The sequence below is a fragment of the Mucilaginibacter sp. AK015 genome, from assembly GCF_014200785.1.
Lineage (GTDB): Bacteria > Bacteroidota > Bacteroidia > Sphingobacteriales > Sphingobacteriaceae > Mucilaginibacter.
Window position 1 is genome coordinate 282,683 of sequence record NZ_JACHCV010000004.1, and the last position, 19,053, is coordinate 301,735.

The 19,053-nt window shown below is 45.3% G+C and carries 15 protein-coding genes; 8 read left to right on the forward strand and 7 right to left on the reverse strand.

Annotated elements, in window-relative coordinates; all coding sequences use genetic code 11:
- Position 1: 1 nt before the first annotated feature.
- Positions 2–778 (reverse strand): exodeoxyribonuclease III, encoded by a 777-nt coding sequence (xth, locus tag HDC91_RS16150; protein ID WP_162429948.1) that lies wholly within the window; start codon positions 776–778, stop codon positions 2–4.
- A gap of 64 nt (positions 779–842) precedes the next feature.
- Between xth and HDC91_RS16155 the strand changes: the two genes are divergently transcribed.
- Genes HDC91_RS16155 through HDC91_RS16165 form a run of 3 tightly spaced genes read left to right on the forward strand, consistent with a single transcriptional unit; the run spans position 843 to position 4,544 of the window.
- A complete protein-coding gene (locus HDC91_RS16155) occupies positions 843–1,070 on the forward strand; it encodes a hypothetical protein (RefSeq protein WP_183553918.1) in 228 nt (75 codons plus the stop codon).
- A complete protein-coding gene (locus tag HDC91_RS16160) occupies positions 1,067–1,357 on the forward strand; it encodes a type II toxin-antitoxin system RelE/ParE family toxin (RefSeq protein WP_183553920.1) in 291 nt (96 codons plus the stop codon). Before HDC91_RS16155 ends, HDC91_RS16160 begins: the two co-directional genes overlap by 4 nt.
- A gap of 16 nt (positions 1,358–1,373) precedes the next feature.
- Positions 1,374–4,544 (forward strand): ATP-dependent DNA helicase, encoded by a 3,171-nt coding sequence (locus tag HDC91_RS16165; RefSeq protein WP_183553922.1) that lies wholly within the window; start codon positions 1,374–1,376, stop codon positions 4,542–4,544.
- A 121-nt stretch (positions 4,545–4,665) separates the two neighbouring features.
- On the opposite strand, the gene HDC91_RS16170 is transcribed toward HDC91_RS16165, so the two are convergent.
- The 5 genes from HDC91_RS16170 to HDC91_RS16190 form a co-directional block, all read right to left on the reverse strand.
- Positions 4,666–5,634 (reverse strand): DUF4062 domain-containing protein, encoded by a 969-nt coding sequence (locus tag HDC91_RS16170; protein ID WP_183553925.1) that lies wholly within the window; start codon positions 5,632–5,634, stop codon positions 4,666–4,668.
- A 669-nt stretch (positions 5,635–6,303) separates the two neighbouring features.
- Complete coding sequence (locus tag HDC91_RS16175; RefSeq protein WP_183553927.1) at positions 6,304–6,798, reverse strand: GNAT family N-acetyltransferase; 495 nt, start codon at positions 6,796–6,798, stop codon at positions 6,304–6,306.
- 8 nt (positions 6,799–6,806) lie between these two features.
- Positions 6,807–7,547: an ABC transporter ATP-binding protein gene (locus tag HDC91_RS16180; protein WP_183553929.1), complete on the reverse strand. Its 741-nt coding sequence runs from the start codon at positions 7,545–7,547 to the stop codon at positions 6,807–6,809.
- A gap of 2 nt (positions 7,548–7,549) precedes the next feature.
- Entirely contained in the window at positions 7,550–9,025 is a 1,476-nt protein-coding gene (locus HDC91_RS16185; protein WP_183553931.1) for a DUF5687 family protein, read from the reverse strand.
- 80 nt (positions 9,026–9,105) lie between these two features.
- Positions 9,106–10,386, reverse strand: coding sequence for a replication-associated recombination protein A (locus HDC91_RS16190; RefSeq protein WP_183553933.1), 1,281 nt, complete (start codon positions 10,384–10,386; stop codon positions 9,106–9,108).
- Between the two features lie 144 nt (positions 10,387–10,530).
- On the opposite strand from HDC91_RS16190, the gene HDC91_RS16195 reads away from it, so the two are divergent.
- Positions 10,531–11,163 (forward strand): DNA-3-methyladenine glycosylase, encoded by a 633-nt coding sequence (locus HDC91_RS16195; protein WP_183553935.1) that lies wholly within the window; start codon positions 10,531–10,533, stop codon positions 11,161–11,163.
- Positions 11,164–11,316: 153 nt separating this feature from the next.
- Here HDC91_RS16195 and cphA read toward each other — a convergent pair whose 3' ends face one another.
- Positions 11,317–13,944: a cyanophycin synthetase gene (gene cphA, locus HDC91_RS16200; protein ID WP_183553937.1), complete on the reverse strand. Its 2,628-nt coding sequence runs from the start codon at positions 13,942–13,944 to the stop codon at positions 11,317–11,319.
- Positions 13,945–14,095: 151 nt separating this feature from the next.
- On the opposite strand from cphA, the gene HDC91_RS16205 reads away from it, so the two are divergent.
- From HDC91_RS16205 to HDC91_RS16220, 4 genes are all read left to right on the forward strand, one after another.
- On the forward strand, positions 14,096–15,022 hold the full coding sequence (locus tag HDC91_RS16205) for a cyanophycinase (protein ID WP_162429958.1): 927 nt from the start codon (positions 14,096–14,098) through the stop codon (positions 15,020–15,022).
- Entirely contained in the window at positions 15,019–15,861 is an 843-nt protein-coding gene (locus tag HDC91_RS16210; RefSeq protein WP_162429959.1) for an isoaspartyl peptidase/L-asparaginase, read from the forward strand. The genes HDC91_RS16205 and HDC91_RS16210 overlap by 4 nt, the downstream gene beginning before the upstream one ends.
- A 167-nt stretch (positions 15,862–16,028) precedes the next feature.
- Positions 16,029–16,655, forward strand: coding sequence for a hypothetical protein (locus HDC91_RS16215; protein ID WP_183553939.1), 627 nt, complete (start codon positions 16,029–16,031; stop codon positions 16,653–16,655).
- Between the two features lie 190 nt (positions 16,656–16,845).
- Positions 16,846–18,990 (forward strand): carboxy terminal-processing peptidase, encoded by a 2,145-nt coding sequence (locus HDC91_RS16220; protein WP_183553942.1) that lies wholly within the window; start codon positions 16,846–16,848, stop codon positions 18,988–18,990.
- Positions 18,991–19,053 lie beyond the last annotated feature (63 nt).

Consider the following 19,053-nt stretch of genomic DNA (forward strand, 5'->3'; position numbering starts at 1 on the left):
GCTACGCGTCGGCAAGCTCTATCCAAACCGGGCCATGGTCGCTTGTTTTTTCCCACCCGCGCACATGGCGGTCAACCCCTGCCGCAAGCAGCCGTTTATCCAAATGCGGACTAAGCAAAAAATGGTCTATACGTAACCCCGCGTCGCGGCCATAAGCATTGCGGAAATAATCCCAAAACGTATAAATGACCTTATCGGGGTTAAGCTTTCGCAGCGCATCTGTCCAGCCCTGTTCTACCAGGTTTTTAAAGGCCGCCCTGGTTTCGGGCCTGAACAAAGCGTCTTCAACCCAGCGCTCGGGCTTATAAACGTCAAGTTCGGTAGGCATAACATTATAATCGCCGGTTAATACCACGGGGTTGCCTGATGCATACAGTTCGGCCGCATGCGCGGTAAATCTTTCAAACCAGCGCAGTTTATACTCAAACTTTGGCCCCGGCGCAGGGTTGCCGTTTGGCAGGTAAAGGCAGCCAATGGTTATGCCATTCACCTCGGCTTCAATATAGCGGCTATGGCTATCGTCGGGGTCACCGGGCAGGCCCCGGCGCGTTTCTTTTATTTCTAAGTTGCGCGCCAGTATGGCTACGCCGTTCCAGCTTTTCTGGCCGTGCCATATCGCATTATACCCGGCATCCTTTATCGCTTCCAGCGGGAATTTTTCGTCGGGCGCTTTTAATTCCTGCAGGCAGGCTACATCTGGCGCTGTTTCTTCCAGCCAGCGCAGCAGCACAGGTAACCGTCCGTTTACGCCGTTAACATTGTAAGTGGCAATCTTCATATTCAAATATAGGTGGTAATATGATAATTATTGCTTTGATAACTTTAAAACGTTAAATTTGAGTATGAACTTAATTGCCGAAAAATTGGAATTAGCTAAGCGCTTGTTGGATGTTGAGGACGAAGGATTATTGTTTCAACTTAAGCAGGTAATGGATAATAATGGGAAAGATTTTTGGGATGACTTACCTGAAAATGTAAAGCAGGGAATTGAGCGTTCAAGAAAACAGGCTGCGGATGGCAAATTAACCTCACACGATGAGATAATGAGTAAGTACGCCAAATACTTATGAGCTATACCATTTACTGGACAAAAGAAGCGCACGAAACTTTTGATTCAATTGTGCTAACAATTGAAAATACATGGGGGATTAAGCAGGCGGGCATCTTTGTAAAAAGGGTTCAGCAAATTTCAACTCTAATAGCGGATCAACCTTATTTATTCAAAGCATCCTTTGATCAAAATTTAAGGCAGGCGACCATATCACAGCAGACCTCTATGTTTTATGAGGTTAACAAAACATCAATAAACATTTTGTTCTTTTTTGATAACAGGCAAGAGCCGTTGTTTGAGCGTTAATCAAGCACTATCAATTATGCAATCTCCACTCAATAAATATAATACCAAATTTCAGGAAGCGCTGGCCGGCTTAAACCCCGAGCAATTAGATGCCGTTAACCAAATGGATGGCCCTGTGTTGGTTGTGGCCGGCCCGGGTACAGGCAAAACGCAGATACTGGCCGCCCGCATCGGTAAGATATTGACCGATACCGACGCGTTGCCAAGCGAGATACTTTGCCTCACCTACACCGATGCCGGCGCCGTAGCCATGCGTAAGCGCTTGTTCGAATTTATTGGCCCGGATGCTTACCGCATCAACATATACACCTTCCACGCGTTTTGTAACGAGATCATCCAGGAGAACCTGGAATATTTTGGCAAGCTGAACCTGGAGGCATTATCTGACCTTGATTCGGCCATGCTTTTTCAGGAACTGATAGATGATTTAAGCAACGATCATTTATTAAAGCGCTTTACCGGCGATAAATACTTTGATGCACCAAGGCTAAAAAAGCTGTTCTCGACGATGAAGACCGAGAACTGGACCGAAGAACTGATCAAACAAGCAGTACAGGAATATCTTGACGACCTGCCAAACCGCGATGAGTTTATCTACAAAAGGGCGAACCTTAAGGCAGGCATCAACATAGGCGACCCTAAGCAAAAGGATATTGATAAGGTGCAGGAGGCCATGAGCAAACTGCTGGCCGCCGTGGGCGAGTATAAAAATTATGTAGCCAAAATGCGCGCCAATAACTGGTACGATTACGACGACATGATCCTTTGGGTGCTGAAAGCCTTCCGCGAAGACGAGGAGATACTGCGCCGCTACCAGGAACGTTACCAGTACATCCTGGTAGATGAGTTTCAGGATACCAGCGGATCGCAAAACCAGCTGCTCAGGTTTTTATTGAATTACTGGGAAACGCCCAATGTGTTTGTGGTGGGCGACGATGACCAGTCGATATTTAAGTTTCAGGGGGCAAACATGCGGAACATTCTTGATTTTGCCGGCGATTACGTTAATACCCTGCGCACTGTTGTATTGAAGCACAATTACCGGTCGAACCAGCATATCCTTGACATTTCAAAAGCGCTTATCAATAACAACCGCGAGCGTTTAACAACGCAGCTTAAACTTGACAAAAACCTCAGGTCATCTCATCCCCGGTTTAATACGGATGTTGTTGAGCCCGTAATTAAAGAATACGAAAACCCCAGCCAGGAGCTGGTTGATGTAGCCCTTCAAATAAAACGGCTGGTAGATAAAGGCACGCCGCCCGGCGATATAGCGGTGATATACCGCAACCATAGCCAAGTAGAAGACCTGCTGCATTACCTGGAAACACAGCAGATAGCGGTGAACACCAAACGCAAGATAGATGTGCTGAGCATCCCCTTTGGCGAAAAAATAGTGAATATACTGCGCTACCTGGCCATGGAGCTCGACTCGCCGTATAGCGGCGATGAGCTACTGTTCGAGATTTTGCACTATGATTTTTTTACCATACCGCCTATCGAAATTGCCAAGGCAAGCATCGCGGTATCAAAAGAGAACTTTAGCACAGCAAGTAACAACCAGCCCAAAACTTCGCTGCGCCGGTATATCAGCGAAATAAAAGTGGCGGCGCAAACTGATCTGTTCAGCAAGCAGCACGGCGCCGAAATGAAGTTTATTTCAACCTATATCGATGATCTTTTAAAAGACGCGGTCAGCGTTACGCTACAGCAGTTCTTCCAGAACGTTATCGCAAAAATGGGTATCCTTAAATACATTATGCAGCAGCCGGATAAAGGCGTGCATATGCAGATCCTGACCAGCTTTTTTGATTTTCTGAAGGATGAAAGCCGCAGAAACCCCGAGATAAAGCTGCCCGACCTGATAGCCACCATCGACCTGATGCGTAAAAACAACATCAGGATGGAACTGAACAAGGTTATCTTTTCGGATAACGGCATCAACTTTTTAACAGCCCACGGTTCAAAAGGGCTGGAGTTTGAGCATGTATTTTTCATTGGCTGCGATAAAAAAACCTGGGATAGCAAAGGCCGCAATACCGGCTTTGTTTATCCCGATACCCTCACAAAGGCCGCTTCTGACGATATAGCGCAAAGGGAAGAGGCGCGCAGGCTATTTTATGTAGCGCTTACCCGTTCAAAACAATGCCTTAATATTTCGTATGCGGCCAGGGATAAAAACGGTAAAGACCAGGAGCCATCACAGTTTATTGGCGAGATACTGGCCGATACGCATTTGCAGGTAACCTACCCACATGTTAACAGCGACGATATGCTGGCCTTTTTTGCCACGCAGTTTAACGAGGCCGATAAGCCGGTGGTGCAACTGCTTGATCATAATTACATTAACCAGCTGCTGCAAAACTATACGCTATCGGTAACCCACCTTAATAATTACCTGGACTGCCCCCTGCGGTTTTACTTTCAGTGCCTCATACGGGTGCCAACGGGCAAAAGTCCGTCGGCCACATTTGGGCAGGCGGTGCACTGGGCTTTGAACAGGGCATACCGCCGGTTAAAAGAGAACGATGACGAGTTTATATCAACCGAGGAATTTTTAAAGGAGTTCCGCTGGTATATGTACCGCAACCGCGATTCGTTCACCAAGGAAGATTTTAAACTACGTGTGGATTACGGCGACAAAATACTGCCGCCCTACTACGAACAAAACGTGCCTACCTGGAACAAGGTAGCGCAAACCGAGCGGAGCATCAAGAATATTGAGGTGCAGGGCGTACCTATTAAGGGTAACCTGGATAAGATAGAGTTTGACGGCAAGCAGGTAACCGTTGTTGATTACAAGACCGGCCGGGTGCGTAATGCCAAACCAAAGCTGGAAGGCCCCACCAACGAGCAGCCCAATGGCGGCGATTACTGGCGACAGGCAGTATTTTACAAGATACTGGTGGATAACGACCGCACCAACGATTGGGAAGTGGTAAACACCATTTTTGATTTTGTGGAGCCAGAGCGGGAAGGCGAATACTACAAGGCGAAAGTTGTGATCAGTCCGCAGGATATTGAGGAGGTTACCAACCAGATAACCACTGTTTATCAAAAGATATTAGCCCACGATTTTAATACCGGCTGCGGCAAAAAAGAATGCGACTGGTGCCACTTTGTAAAAAGCAACTTTAAACAACCGGAAGGGTTGCTGGATGTGGCTGAGGGGGAGGATGTGGAGTAGCTCGCTTACCTTTAACCCGGTGTCATTTCGAACGAACGCGGTGGGCTGTGAGTTGGGGTGAGGAGAAATCTTATACATCCCAGCCTCGAATCGGTGTGTATCGCGTATACGATAACGAAGTTTAAAAGGGTAAGCTGTCATCATCCTCTTCGTCGACTATATCAGTTTCATCGACGCTTACCCAATCATCATCCCAATCAGTTTTTCTTATAAATTTAAGTCTCCCATCGCTTTCAAAAATGTTTACATTAATCTCTACCATGATATGCTTGTTAGTAGTTTCTTTTATAAACTGATATGTTTCGAAAATGTCAACTGCTATATCAGTAAACCTAAAGCCGTGAGCATCAAACAAACTCTTTACGTCATCTAATCCTTCAAAATAAAAGTTATACGGTATTCGTAAAATCTGCTTAATACTTTCAATCAATGGATGGTTAATTGTTAATATTCTATTTATTTCCTCAGCCTGATCCTTATTTTCATCTGATAGATAGTTAACTAATTTGTTTAATGTCTGGGCTGTCTTTTCAAGACCCTTTATTAGATTTATTTCCTTGATTCTAGTCTGCTCTTGTAAAAACCTTTGAAATAGGCCTGCAAATTGTTCTTTCAAATATTTAGAAATATCTGATACTGTTTCAAATCCTTTAATATTATTATTATTACTTAAAGATTTAATCTCCTCAATAAAAGAATAAACTCTTGTGTCATCAACGTATCGATAATTTATTTCTGAATCTTTGTTTAATAGATATGTTTCATATTCTGACAAAACATTTTGGTCTATAAATATATAAATCTGCTTGTTTTCACTAATCGCCGTTTTGAATTCAATTTGAGAAATAGATAACTCGCTACGTTTAGATTCAGACCCAAATCTTCCTCCAACAATGCATACCAAGATATCTATCCCTTTAATTTCCTTATAACAATATTCTTCCAAAGCTTCATCTTTTCCATATGGAATGTCACCCTCTTCATTTCTAACTGGTTCATATCCCAATTGATCCAAAAATAAATCGAGATCCGCGCGAATCTGTTTTAAATCGTAAAAGGTCGAACTTATAAATACTCTTGGCTTTGCCATGTTACAACTATATGTGAAGCTAAGATGTGAAAATATTGTCAAAAAATATTTAACCAAATTAATGTTTTGATCAAAAGGAACATATAATCTATTTCGTAATCATTGCTTTAGTAATCATGTAAATCCTAAGTCTATAAATACTTGTTTAGCATGCGGCCTACTTTAATAAACAGGCTTTGTGTGTATGATAACGGAATTGGAACTTTTTCACGAGTTGGGCAAACGCGCCTAATCCGCGACGAAGCTGTCGAAATCTGGATTTCTGAATTAGGGAAGAATGCTATTCGAGCCAAAGGAACGGTACCATAATCTCAAATACACCATTATCACAGTCGGATAGCACTGGCATTGCTAAACATTAACTTTAACGGAAGTGTGGCGAAACCGCAACTTATATTGCAATCTTAACACAGACTAAGCATTGAATTGTCCTAAAGAGATTGCTTCGTACCTCGCAATGACGTGGCGGTAATTGCTAACAGAGAAAGATGCTCATGTAAATATTACTCAATCTTTTGGTGGCGCTATGTTGTCAGTACGCAATTATGTAAATCACTGATTATTAAGTGTTCATGAATGTTCACTGTGTTCACGTGCGCCGAATGTGAACACCTGGCGACTGTCCGGGCGACTGTAAGCCCAATCGAAACAAAAAATAGCCGGGCAAATTTACAGTTGCTTCCGCATTACATAATCATTCATCCAATACGGGCCGATGGGGATGTCCTCTTCGTACACCACTTCAAAACCCATCTTCTCGTAAAAGCTTTTGGCGTTGTTATAGCGGTTTACATTAAGGTCTAAAATGGTTTTACCGGCCTGGATAACTTTGTCTGCAACGGCGTTGATCAATATTTTACCATACCCTTTTCTCTGGGTTGTGGGCAGGCAGTATAATTTGTGCAGCTTGTAAATATCGGCATCTTCCTCGCGGGGCGAGTACGCTGCAAAGGCTACGGGCTGCCCGTCCTCTATCAGCAATAAAAATGTTTGCTGCTGCTCTTTTATCTGCGTGCTTATCTTATCGGCCGAATATAATTCGCCCAGCATGTAAGCAACCTGTTCTTTACCCAGCAAGGGTTCGTAGGTTGGCCACCAGGTTTGTTCAGCTATTTGTAAAATGGCTTCAACATCGGCCGTTGTGGCTTCTCTTATATGGTACATAGGGCTGTTTAGTGGTTTTCCTCCCTATCTACTATAAAAGTGCTGCTGCTTTGGCCTACGCCGAAATACTCTTCCAGTTCAGATAAAGTCGACGAGCTTGTGGCGATATCTTTGATCACCACGCCCTTTTCCATCAGCAAAATACGCTCGCAAACATCGGTTACGTGGTTCAGGTCGTGGCTGGATACGATGGTAGTTACCCCATGGTTTTTATTCTGGTCTTTCAGGATGTTTTTTAACCTGAATTGGGTACTGGGGTCAATATTGGCAAAGGGCTCATCCAGCATCAGTAATTCCGGCTGCTGTAACAGGCATGCACCAACGCCAACCTTACACTGGTTCCCTTTTGACAGGTCGCGGATGTATTTGCCTTTATTGATGATCTCGCCATTAAAAAACTCCGATAAGCTTAACAGTCGTTCATCAACCTGGGCTTTGTTCCGCTGGTGCAGGCCGCCAATAAAATAAAGATATTCTTCGGGCGTAAGGTAATCTATCAGGAAGCCTTCGTCGAGGTACGATGCGGTATAGCTTTTCCAGTTTTCGGCGCCCATCACTTTTTCGCCGTTTGACAGCACCTCGCCGCTCTCGGGGCGTATCAGGTCTAAAATCATCCGGAACAAGGTAGTTTTACCGGCACCATTGTTACCAACAAGGCCAATGCTTTCGCCTTTGTTTATTTGCAGATGCGGTATATTCACTACCGTTACGCCGTTGTAAACTTTTTTAAGGTTCTTTATCTCTATCATGATCATTTATTTCTGAAGCCTTCGGCTATTTTAAATCGTTTGGTGTAAAAATCGGCTTCCAGCTTTTGCAGCCAAAAGTTGCGCGTAATAATAAAAACTATCCCTATTATGGCGAGCGTCGCTAACCCAACATCGGGGTATCCCATATACTTAAACGGCAGGAATATCACGTAAGGGAACAAAATAAGCGGGAACGACAACAGCAGCTGACTTGCGCCCACGCCTTCCCAGTTAAAGGATGCGCCCTTACTAAGGTCTATGCGTTTATAGTTACGGTTGGCAAAATATAATACAATGGTGGTGTTAACGCCCAAATTCCACAGGTACATAATAAGGTGTATCAGCACCGTGCGCCAGCCAAAGTAAACATATGGCGTGGTGAGTATAAAAGCCACTGTTGATACGATGGTAAACAGCAGGTATTTGGCCTTTAAAAAATCGGCGAATTTTATTTTACTTACCAGCAGCCCGTCAAAATGCGCGGCCTGCCAGCTAAACATAAACTGCCCGTAGTTTATAATGAAAATACCTGTCATAAACATCCCCACAAAAATTTTAAAGCTTTCGCCCAGTTTGGGATTGGTATAAAATATTAACCCGTAAAACATAAAAAAAAGCCCCATAACAAGCGCCGAGCGCGGGCGTTTGTTACGCAATATCAATTTTACTTCGTTAGCCACCAGGTCGCCTACATGGCCAAAGCGGTTAAGCAACGGTATTTCGGTACTGCTTTTTGGTGCGGCATCCTTTTTGGTAGTTAATTCTTCCAGATAAAGGTTGTCTTTTAAATAGTAAAAGTTAACGTAATACATGGCGGCAGCCAATATCAACGGCAGTAACACCAGGTAAGGCATAGCTATTAAATTACCAAAAAAAAGGTATGAGCCGGCCTTTAACGAGTACAGGTGCCAAACATAGTCGCCGCATATTGCCAGTGACAATACAGCGCCGGCAATTAAAAATATCCAGCCGTTTAAGTTCGCTTTGCGCTTAATGTACAGGGCCAGGTAATTGTTAAATATCGAAAAGCCTATAATGGAAACGATAAAAACCAATGTGGTTAACGTACCCGATGCAGGCAATATCACCTTTAGTATAAACGGCCCGAATATGATGATTGGCCACAAATTAAAAAACGACAGCAACGCGGTTAACGCCAAATAGCCAACAACGCTGTTGCGCTTAACAGGCAGGTGTAAATAAGGCTGCACCTTTAAGGTGGGCAGTTCCTGTAGTTGCAGGCGCATCAGCAAATCATATAAAAAATACACTAAAACAACTCCGCAAAAGGCAACGGTAAGATCTTCTTGCGGGAACATTGCGCCCAGCAACTTATCCATAAACACCCCAAGCGCAAGCACATATAAAAACAGTATAAAGATGAGTATGCCCATTACCACCTTTACGGTGATGTTTTTCCCGGTGTTTTTTGAACGCCAGAAGGCCTTCAGTTCGTGATCGAAAAAAGTTGATATCATAGAGACTTTATAAAGAGTTGCCCACCCACACAGAGCCTTCACTATGCCGGTCAGACAAGTAGTTTAATGCGGTTAAGATACTAATATTTATACCTGTCGCCCCAAAGTTTCTTTAGCTTTTCTTTTGATTCATTCTCACGCGCATTGTTACCCGGGTTGTAAATTTTTGTCCCCCTGATTTGTTCGGGCAAAAAGTCCAGATCGGCAAAGTTGCCCTCGTAGCTGTGCGCATACTTGTAGTTTTTGCCGTAGCCAATATTCTTCATCAATTTGGTTGGTGCGTTGCGCAGGTGCAGCGGCACGGGCAGGTCGCCGGTTTCTTTCACCAGCGCTATGGCAGCGCCAATGGCCGTGGTAGCCGAGTTGCTTTTGGGCGATGTTGCCAGGTAAATTACCGTTTGGCTCATTATAAGTTGCGACTCGGGCATGCCAATTTTATTCACCGATTCAAAGCAGGCCTGCGCCAGCAGCAGCGCGTTCGGGTTGGCATTGCCAATATCTTCTGATGCCAGGATCAGCATGCGGCGGGCAATAAATAGCGGGTCTTCGCCGCCTACAATCATGCGGGCCAGCCAATAAACCGCGCCGTTTGGGTCGCTGCCGCGCATGCTTTTAATAAAGGCCGAAATAATATCATAATGCTGCTCGCCGGTTTTGTCGTACAGGGCCATGTTTTGCTGCACATGCTCCAGCACTACCTCGTTGGTAAGCGTTATTTTCTTACTGTCGAAGGCGTTCACCAGCAGTTCAAAAATGTTCAGCAGCTTGCGGGCATCGCCGCCGCTCAGGCGCAGCAAGGCCTCATGTTCCTTGATATCGATGTTCTTTTCTTTGAGTACAACATCTTCCTTTTTTGCTTTTTCCAGCAGATCTAAAAGATCCTGCTCTGATAAATGCTGCAAAATATACACCTGGCAGCGTGATAGTAACGCCGAGATCACCTCGAACGAAGGGTTTTCGGTAGTAGCGCCTATCAGCGTAACAATACCCCGCTCAACCGCGCCCAGTAACGAGTCCTGCTGCGATTTGGAGAAACGGTGGATCTCATCAATAAAAAGTATCGGTAATATTTCGCCCTGCTCTTTTAGTAACGATGCCTTTTCAATCACTTCGCGCACATCCTTCACCCCGGAATTTATAGCACTCAGCGAGAAGAACGGCCGATAAAGCGATTGCGATATGATATAAGCAAGCGTGGTTTTACCTACACCCGGCGGTCCCCAAAACAGCATGGAGGGTAACGATCCGCTTTCGATGGCCTTGCGCAGAACAGCGCCTTTACCAACAAGGTGTTTTTGGCCCACATAATCATCTAATGATTTTGGGCGCATACGCTCGGCTAATGGCGGCAGGTTGTTCATATTGTAAAAATCTGAAATAGAAACGCTAAATCCTAAAAAAATTAGTAATTTTCACTTTTGTCATTCTGAGCGTTCCGAAGAATCCATGGGTGATCCGATCCATCGTTGTCAGGATGACAAGTGCATACGAATATCAACAACTTAATGCCACAACAGTTTACCCAGGCTACCTATCATGCTATTTGCGATCAGCTCGCCCAAATGGATGCCGATTTTGCTAACGTAATTCAACAGCATGGCTACCCGCCCATGTGGACAAGGCCCAATACCTTTGAAACCCTGGTGCACATCATCCTGGAACAGCAGGTATCGCTGGCCTCGGCATTATCTGCATTAAATAAACTGCGTGATCGTGTACAGGAAATTACCCCTGCAAGGGTATTGCTTTTAACTGATGCCGAAATGAAGGAGTGTTATTGCAGCAGGCAAAAAACGGCCTATATAAAATACCTGGCAGAGGCCATCATCAGCGGGGAAATAAATTTAGAGGCTTTTGAACAAATGGAGGATGCTGATATCCGCGCTAAACTTACCGCTTTGAAGGGCATTGGTAATTGGACAGTAGACGTTTACTTAATGTTTGTATTGCAGCACACCGACGTTCTGCCCATCGGCGACCTGACTATTGTGAATGCCATCAAACGATTGAAAGGTTTGCCAACAGAAACCCCAAAAGACGGCCTCGTAACAATAGCTCAACAATGGCAGCCCTACCGCACCGTTGCAAGCATGCTGTTATGGCATTATTATTTGAGCGACAGGAAGCCCTCGAAATAACACCTGTTATTTCGAGGGAAGCGCAGCGACGAGAATCTTATCCGAAGTGCAAAGTTCATCGCTTATCGCTTGAACAAGATTTTTCCTTGCTATCGCTCGTTCGAAATGACAAGGTGCTTAGTGTAAAAGCTCCCCCTTCAGGGGGTTGGGGGGTTACACGTTAAACAACCCATTCCTTTCCTGCTCCTGGTAGTTTTGTACGGTTTCAATAGCGTTGCTTATTACATCGCTTAAGGCGGTAATAAACGCGCCGGGTTTGGCAAGGCTCATGGCATGTTTAATGGCATCAACTTCTTTAGGGATGATCTCGAATGGTTTGTTAGGATCAACTGACCGGATACCTTCCTGCAACAGGTCGAGTATGTTTTCTTCAGTTCGGCCGCGCAGGTGTTTTTCCTGGCGGAGGATGATGTAGTCGAACATCTCTGCCGCTATCTTACCAATCTCGCGGATGTCATCATCGCGCCTGTCGCCGGTACCTGCGATGATGCCTATTTTTAAAGGCGAATCGATATGGCTCAGGAATTCCTTTATACCGTTAAAGCCGTCCGGGTTATGCGCAAAATCTATCATGAACCTGAAATCCTTAAACTCAAATATGTTCATCCTTCCGGGCGTTTGTGCAGCCGATGGGATAAACGTTTCCAGCGACATTTTGATATCCTCGGTTTTAAACCCATGTAAAAATGCTGCCAGCGTTGCAGCCATTACATTATCTATCATAAACGGCACTGTACCACCAAAAGTAAGCGGGATAAGGATGGTGCGCTGCACGCGTATTTTCCAGTCGCCCTTCATAATGGTGATAAAGCCATTTTCGTTTACGCAGGCAATGCCCCCCTTTTTACAATGGGCTACAATAACAGGATTGTTCTCGTCGCGGCTAAAGTATGCCACATTGCAATCGGCTTTTTTGCCTACCTGCACGCAGTATTTGTTATCGGCATTTAAAACCGCCCAGCCGCTTTTTTTAACAGAATTTACCACCACGCTTTTTACGCGCGTAAGGTCGTCAAGGGTATGGATATCCGAAAGGCCCAGGTGGTCTTCCTGAATATTGGTTATCACCCCAATATCGCAGCTGCCAAAGCCAAGGCCAGCCCTTAGTATGCCGCCGCGGGCGGTTTCCAGCACGGCAAAATCAACAGTAGGGTCTTTTAAAATAAACTCGCTGCTTACCGGGCCGGTAGTATCGCCTTTCAGCATCATATTGTTTTGAATATATATACCATCGCTGGTGGTAAAGCCAACACGGTAGCCGTTATTCTTAACAATATGGGCAATTAAACGGGTGGTGGTGGTTTTTCCATTAGTACCGGTAACGGCTATGATAGGTATGCGCGCCGATTTACCGGGCGGGTAAAGCATATCAATAACATGCCCTGCCACATTGCGCGCCAGCCCTTCGCTTGGGGCAATATGCATCCTAAAGCCGGGGGCTGCGTTTACCTCTAACACTACACCGCCATTTTCGGTTAGTGGCTCAGTAAGGTTTTCAGCCATAATATCTATACCGCAGATGTCGAGGCCGATGATCTTCGAGATCCGCTCGCAAATGAATATATTTTGCGGGTGTACATGGTCGGTAACATCAACAGATGTACCGCCGGTACTGAGGTTTGCGGTAGACTTAATAAACACCTTTTCATCTTTTGCGGGCACGGTATCTAAAGTATACCCCTTCTTTTCCAGCAGGTCGAGCGTATCGCGGTCAACATCTATCAGGGTAAGCACATTTTCGTGGCCGTATCCGCGCCGTGGGTCGGTGTTTTCTTTATCAATCAGTTCCTGTATGGTTAGCTTGCCATCTCCTTTAACATGTGCCGGGTCGCGCAGGGCAGCGGCAACCATTTTGTTATCTATCACCAATACCCTAAAATCATACCCGGTTATATAGCGTTCAACAATTACGCGGCGCGATATGCGGGCGGCATGTTCGTAAGCGGCAATAGCATCCTCGGTATTGGTGATATTGATGCTAATGCCGCGGCCATGATTGCCATCAAGCGGTTTAAAAACCAGGGGGAAGCCAATTTTATTGATAGCCTCAACCACCTGTTCAACCCGGCCGATGGTCATGCCCTTAGCCACCGGGATGGCCTGTTCCTGCAACAAACGCTTGGTTTCGTCTTTGTTACTGGCAATATCAACAGCAATGCTGCTTGTCCTTTCGGTCATGGTGGCGCGAAAGCGCACCTGGTTTTTGCCGTAGCCCAACTGCACCAACGATTGATTGTTCAACCTTATCCAGGGTATCCTTCGCGATATGGCTTCTTCTACAATAGCGCCGGTACTTGGCCCCAGGCGCGTATTCTCGCGGATCTCGCGCATGGTTTGTATGTCCTTTTCAAGGTCGTATTCGGTACCGTCAATCAGTGCCTGCACAATGCGCACAGCGGCTTCAGCGGCAAATACGCCAACTTTTTCTTCCAGGTAAGCAAATACAACGTTATACACGCCCGGCGTTTTGGTTTCGCGGGTGCGGCCAAAGCCGGTATCCATGCCTGCAAGGGTTTGTATCTCTAAGGCCACGTGTTCTATTACATGCCCCATCCAGGTACCGGCAATTACCCGCTCGAAGAAGCCCCCCGGTACGCCGGGCGAGCAACGGTGCGAATGCAGGCTGGGCATTAAGGCTTTCATCCTTTCGTAAAAACCATCAATAGTGTTTGATGGCCGCTCTTCCATTTCCTGCAGGTCCAGCCGCATTTGTATCAGTTTCTTGCGACTAATGCTCCATATGTTTGGGCCCCGCAGTACTTGTATATTTTCAATTTTCATAAATGCTTGCTGGTTGTGTACAATAATTATTCTAAAGCTAAAAAACTTACGAAATCTATGAAATGTTTTGACCAAAAAATGCATTATTATTCATTAATACATTAGTTTTTAATCAATTTTTATTTTAATTTGTATAAACTGATATAAGATTATGGATGTCCCGAAAGGAAAACTGGTAATAATTGGAGGCGCTGTGGATATGGGCAGTAATGTAAGTGTGTTGGAGCATATTATGCAGCCAGACTATATCAAATTTTTTGAAAAGGGCATACTCAGGCGCATCATTAATGAATCGGACAAGCAGGAAGCTTCAGTTGTAGAAGTAATTACTACGGCGTCGCAAATTCCCGAACTTGTCGGTAACGAATATATAAAGGCGTTTAACCAGCTGCACGTTACCCGGGTTAATGTATTGCACATTAAAAGCCGCGAGGATGCATCCAATGAGGAATACCTGGAACGCATACGCAAAGCTGATGTAGTAATGTTCAGCGGCGGCGACCAGCTGCGCCTTACCGCTATTTTTGGCGGTACGCAGTTTCTGCAAATATTAAAAGAGCGGTACCGGCACGAAAATTTTGTAATAGCAGGTACTTCTGCCGGGGCGGCCGCAGCGTCGACCCACATGATATACCGCGGGCAAAGCAACGAGGCACTTATAAAGGGCGAAGTACAAATAACCGCAGGGTTAGGCTTTATCGACTCGGTTATTGTCGACACCCACTTTGTGCAGCGGGGCCGTATTGGCCGATTATTGTACGCGGTGGCTACCAATCCCGGCATACTCGGCATAGGCCTTGGTGAAGATGCGGGGTTGCTGATCACCGAAGGCAATATGATGGAAGCGATCGGCTCGGGTTTAATTATGCTGGTTGATGGCAAGAATATTGTGGAAACCAACGTTTATGATGTAGAGATAGGGGACCCTGTTTCAATTGAAAATTTAAAGGTGCATGTGATGTCGATCTATGATAAGTACGACCTGCAACAGCACCGCATGATCATTAAAAAAGTGGTTAAGGTAGAGGAGGGTGTTTTTGTAACGGCCCAGGATAGCGATAATAACGATTTACAATGAAATTGATCATACACGGCGGTTTTTTTAGCGAATCGCTTACAAACCAGGAGGTAAAAAAAGCCAAGCAGGATGCCCTGCGCGAAATTGTTACGCTTGGCCACAAATACCTGGAAAGCCATACCGCTGCCCAAACCGTGGTGTATACCGTTTGTCTGCTGGAAGACTGCGACCTGTTTAACGCCGGTACCGGCTCCCAGATACAAAGCGACGGCAAGATACGGCTCAGCGCATCGCTTATGGATGGCAAAACGCACAAATTTAGTGGTGTTATTAATATAGAGGACGTGAAGAACCCTATATGCATTGCCGAAAAATTGATGGACTACGACGACCGTGTATTGAGCGGACAAGGCGCCAATGCCTTTGCGGCTAATAATGGTGTAGCATATTATAATCCGGAAACCCCGCAGCGCCGCAGGGAATATGAAAAAAAATTGAGCGACTCAATCCGCCTGGGTACGGTAGGCTGCGTCGCGCTTGATATTTACGGCGATATAGCTGCCGCCACTTCAACCGGGGGCAAGGGCTTTGAGATGCCCGGCCGGGTAAGCGATTCGGCAACTACGGCAGGCAATTATGCCAACGCTTTTGCAGGTATCTCATGTACCGGTGTAGGCGAAGATATCGTAAGCGGATCGGTAGCCACAAAAATTGTTACGCGCGTTACCGATGGTATGCCGCTGTCGATCGCTACCGAGAAAACACTTGACGAAATGAAGCCTTACGATGGCTTTGCCGGCATAATAGGCATTACCAATACCGGCGATATATACCACGCCGATACCCACCCCTATATGGTTTGGGCCCTGCACGATGGCGAGGTAGAGGTGTTTGAGTGAAGTGGCAAAATACTAAATAGCAATATTCCTGTCGTTCAAGCGTTGAAAGGAATGTTTTGCCACGTTGCACAGCGCAAAATGAGCCATCATTAAACACTTGTAAATCAGAAAACTAATTTTTACATTTGCATACCAGTTAATTTAACTATTCCCCCGCGAAACTATACATGCGATACATCATCTTAGTATTTCTTTGCGTTATCACCCTTTCGGCATCTGCCCAATGGTACCGCCTCGATTTTAAAAAGCACAAAAGATATCCGCTGATAGCGCAGGTTAAAGACCATTCGCTAAAAAAATTCCTGGCCGCCAAAACGCCTGCTTACAATCCTCAAAAACTTGCTTTGGTAGTTATTCCGCCCAGCCAGTTTAGCCTGCAAATAAATGAGCGTATAGTAATGCGAGCCGCGCAGCATAACATGCGTTTCCGCGAGTATGCCCAGGCCAGCTATAGGTTCAGCGAGTTAGCGCAAATATATGTTTCGCAGAACCGCCTTTCGGAGGCTAAGTGGTATTATTTGCAAAGCATCCTTATTTCGAAACAACAAAACGATTTTAAACACACCATTGATAACCTGGTTAGCCTGGCTTTGATCAAGGCAGACCTGGGCGATATTACGCAGGCCCAGCAGGACCTTACCGAAGCGCGCGACCTGGCGCGCAATACCGGCCGCAATGCCGACGTTAAGATGATTGAAGGGAAGATAAAATTTGTGCAAAATAACAAAGTGTGGCTGCCAAAATCCGAACTGCGATATGCTGAAGCTGTTGACGTTACGGCTAAATCAAAATAACGGCCTGTTTTTTGTAACATTTGCGTAAAATGCCGCTCATATAATAAAAACAAACCAACATTATTGTATAATTGTTATTCAATATATTAGCGGGACGGCTTTATGGCTGTCTCTTTTTTTATTGTATAAATTAAAACAGGCACAAGTATTGATGTTCCACACAGGCCCCAATTTAAATAGTGTAAAAGATATGTTCAAGAAATTATATTTATTGCTGGTATTAGCTGCTGCTCTTGCCTGCAACGCTGCTCCGTCTAAACCAAACTACAAGCACGCAGGACCTAACGACCTGCAGCCTGACGAACAGCAAAGTGTTGTACTAAAATATGTGGCGGGCCTTATATCGCAATATAATTATAAAAAGGTGCCCTTAAACGACTCCCTGTCGGCCGTTATATACGATCGTTATATCAAAAAGCTTGATGAGAACCACAACTATCTTCTCGCATCGGATATAAAAGAATTTGAACAATTTAAAACCACAATGGACGATGACATCAAGGCCGGTAACCTGGCCAATGTTTTCTACATATTTAATGTATTTCAAAAGCGTTATACCGAATATGTGAACTTCTCGGTGTCGCAGCTTAGTAAAAACTTCGATTTTACCAAAAACGAAACATTTACTTACGACCGCGATAAACTACCCTGGGCGGCATCCGAGGAAGAGGTGCACGACCTTTGGGCGCAGCGCGTAAAGTACGATCTGCTTAACCTTAAACTAACCGGCAAAGATGCAGGCACTATTAAGGAAACGCTGAAAAAGCGTTATACCAACATCTTGTCGCAATCAAACAAGCTTTCAAACCAGGATGTTTTCCAAGCGTTTATGGATGCCTTTACCGAAGCCATTGACCCGCACACCAATTACTTTACCCCCGCGCTTGCCGCCAACTTCAATATCGATATGTCGCGCTCTTTAGAGGGTATCGGCGCATCGTTGTTAAGCGAAAATGAATATGTGACCATTAAAAGCGTTACGCCCGGCGGCCCTGCCGATAAAAGCAAACAAGTAAACACCGACGACCGCATTGTGGCCGTGGCACAAGGCAAAACAGGCGAATTTCAGGATATAGTAGGCTGGAGGATAGATAATGCCATAGCCCTGATACGCGGAGCAAAAGGCACTACCGTACGCCTGCAATTACTGGCAAAAGGCAGCCCCGTAACAGCAAAGCCAAGGATAGTAGAACTGGTGCGCGAAAAAATAATTCTGAAGGATATCTCTGCGAAAAAGGAGATCCGTACGTATAACAACAATGGCAAATCCGTTAAAATCGGGGTGATCTCTATCCCGGCTTTTTACCTTGATTTTGCCGACTATAAAGCAGGCAACCCTAATTATAAAAGCACCACGCGCGATGTAAAGCTGATATTAGACACTTTAAAACGCGAAAATGTGGATGGTGTAGTGATCGACCTGCGCCAAAATGGCGGGGGTTCGTTAATGGAGGCCATTGAGCTGACCGGCCTTTTCATTAAAACTGGCCCGGTAGTGCAGGTAAGAGACCCTCGCGACCAGGTAGACGTTGATAAGGACGAGGACCCGGCTATAGCTTACTCGGGCCCGCTTGCCGTGTTGGTTGACCGTTTTAGCGCATCTGCGTCAGAAATCTTCTCAGGAGCGATACAAGATTACGGCCGCGGCCTGATATTGGGCACCCAAACTTATGGCAAAGGTTCGGTACAAAACGCTATTGATCTGGATAAGGTAATAACCCCCAGCCTAAAGGATAAATTGTTGGCAATGGCCGGCAAAGCCAAAACCGTTGCTACAGGTAGCCAAAATAAGTTTGGCCAGTTAAACTTAACCGTTGCCAAATTTTACCGCATAAGTGGTAACTCTACCCAGCATAAAGGCGTTATACCGGATATCTCTTTCCCGTCGGTTATCCCTCTGGATAAATATGGCGAAGATACCGAACCCTCGGCTATGCCTTTTGATGTGATCCAAAAAAGCGATTACACCCCTGTGGGCAGTTTTGCAACCGTAATTCCGCAGCTAAAAAAACTGCACGACGACCGGATGGCTGCCAGCCCAAGCTATAAATATTTGCTGGAAGATATAGAAGATTCGAAAAAACAGGCCGAAGAAAAAAGTGTTACGCTTAACGAACAAAAGCTGAAACAGGAACGCGATGCCGACGAGAAAAAAACATTTGAACAAAACAACCTGCGCCGTATAGCTTTAGGGCTGCCCGCTCTGAAAAAAGGCCAGGCAAAACCTAAAAATGAAGACATGGATTTTCTGCAAAAGGAAGCCGGCCAGATCCTGACAGATTACCTTACACTGGGAAGTAAATTAACCAGCGTTAAACCGACAGGTACCTTTTAAAATACTTTAATGATAATAAAAAATGACGCGTATACCGCGTCATTTTTTTTGCCTTTTTTTTGC

What these genes read in the sequence shown, in the direction of transcription:
- xth (WP_162429948.1), bottom strand. Translation starts at nt 778, where the DNA reads ATGAAGATTGCCACTTACAATGTTAACGGCGTAAACGGACGGTTACCT.
- HDC91_RS16155 (WP_183553918.1), top strand. Translation starts at nt 843, where the DNA reads ATGAACTTAATTGCCGAAAAATTGGAATTAGCTAAGCGCTTGTTGGAT.
- HDC91_RS16160 (WP_183553920.1), top strand. Translation starts at nt 1,067, where the DNA reads ATGAGCTATACCATTTACTGGACAAAAGAAGCGCACGAAACTTTTGAT.
- HDC91_RS16165 (WP_183553922.1), top strand. Translation starts at nt 1,374, where the DNA reads ATGCAATCTCCACTCAATAAATATAATACCAAATTTCAGGAAGCGCTG.
- HDC91_RS16170 (WP_183553925.1), bottom strand. Translation starts at nt 5,634, where the DNA reads ATGGCAAAGCCAAGAGTATTTATAAGTTCGACCTTTTACGATTTAAAA.
- HDC91_RS16175 (WP_183553927.1), bottom strand. Translation starts at nt 6,798, where the DNA reads ATGTACCATATAAGAGAAGCCACAACGGCCGATGTTGAAGCCATTTTA.
- HDC91_RS16180 (WP_183553929.1), bottom strand. Translation starts at nt 7,547, where the DNA reads ATGATAGAGATAAAGAACCTTAAAAAAGTTTACAACGGCGTAACGGTA.
- HDC91_RS16185 (WP_183553931.1), bottom strand. Translation starts at nt 9,025, where the DNA reads ATGATATCAACTTTTTTCGATCACGAACTGAAGGCCTTCTGGCGTTCA.
- HDC91_RS16190 (WP_183553933.1), bottom strand. Translation starts at nt 10,386, where the DNA reads ATGAACAACCTGCCGCCATTAGCCGAGCGTATGCGCCCAAAATCATTA.
- HDC91_RS16195 (WP_183553935.1), top strand. Translation starts at nt 10,531, where the DNA reads ATGCCACAACAGTTTACCCAGGCTACCTATCATGCTATTTGCGATCAG.
- cphA (WP_183553937.1), bottom strand. Translation starts at nt 13,944, where the DNA reads ATGAAAATTGAAAATATACAAGTACTGCGGGGCCCAAACATATGGAGC.
- HDC91_RS16205 (WP_162429958.1), top strand. Translation starts at nt 14,096, where the DNA reads ATGGATGTCCCGAAAGGAAAACTGGTAATAATTGGAGGCGCTGTGGAT.
- HDC91_RS16210 (WP_162429959.1), top strand. Translation starts at nt 15,019, where the DNA reads ATGAAATTGATCATACACGGCGGTTTTTTTAGCGAATCGCTTACAAAC.
- HDC91_RS16215 (WP_183553939.1), top strand. Translation starts at nt 16,029, where the DNA reads ATGCGATACATCATCTTAGTATTTCTTTGCGTTATCACCCTTTCGGCA.
- HDC91_RS16220 (WP_183553942.1), top strand. Translation starts at nt 16,846, where the DNA reads ATGTTCAAGAAATTATATTTATTGCTGGTATTAGCTGCTGCTCTTGCC.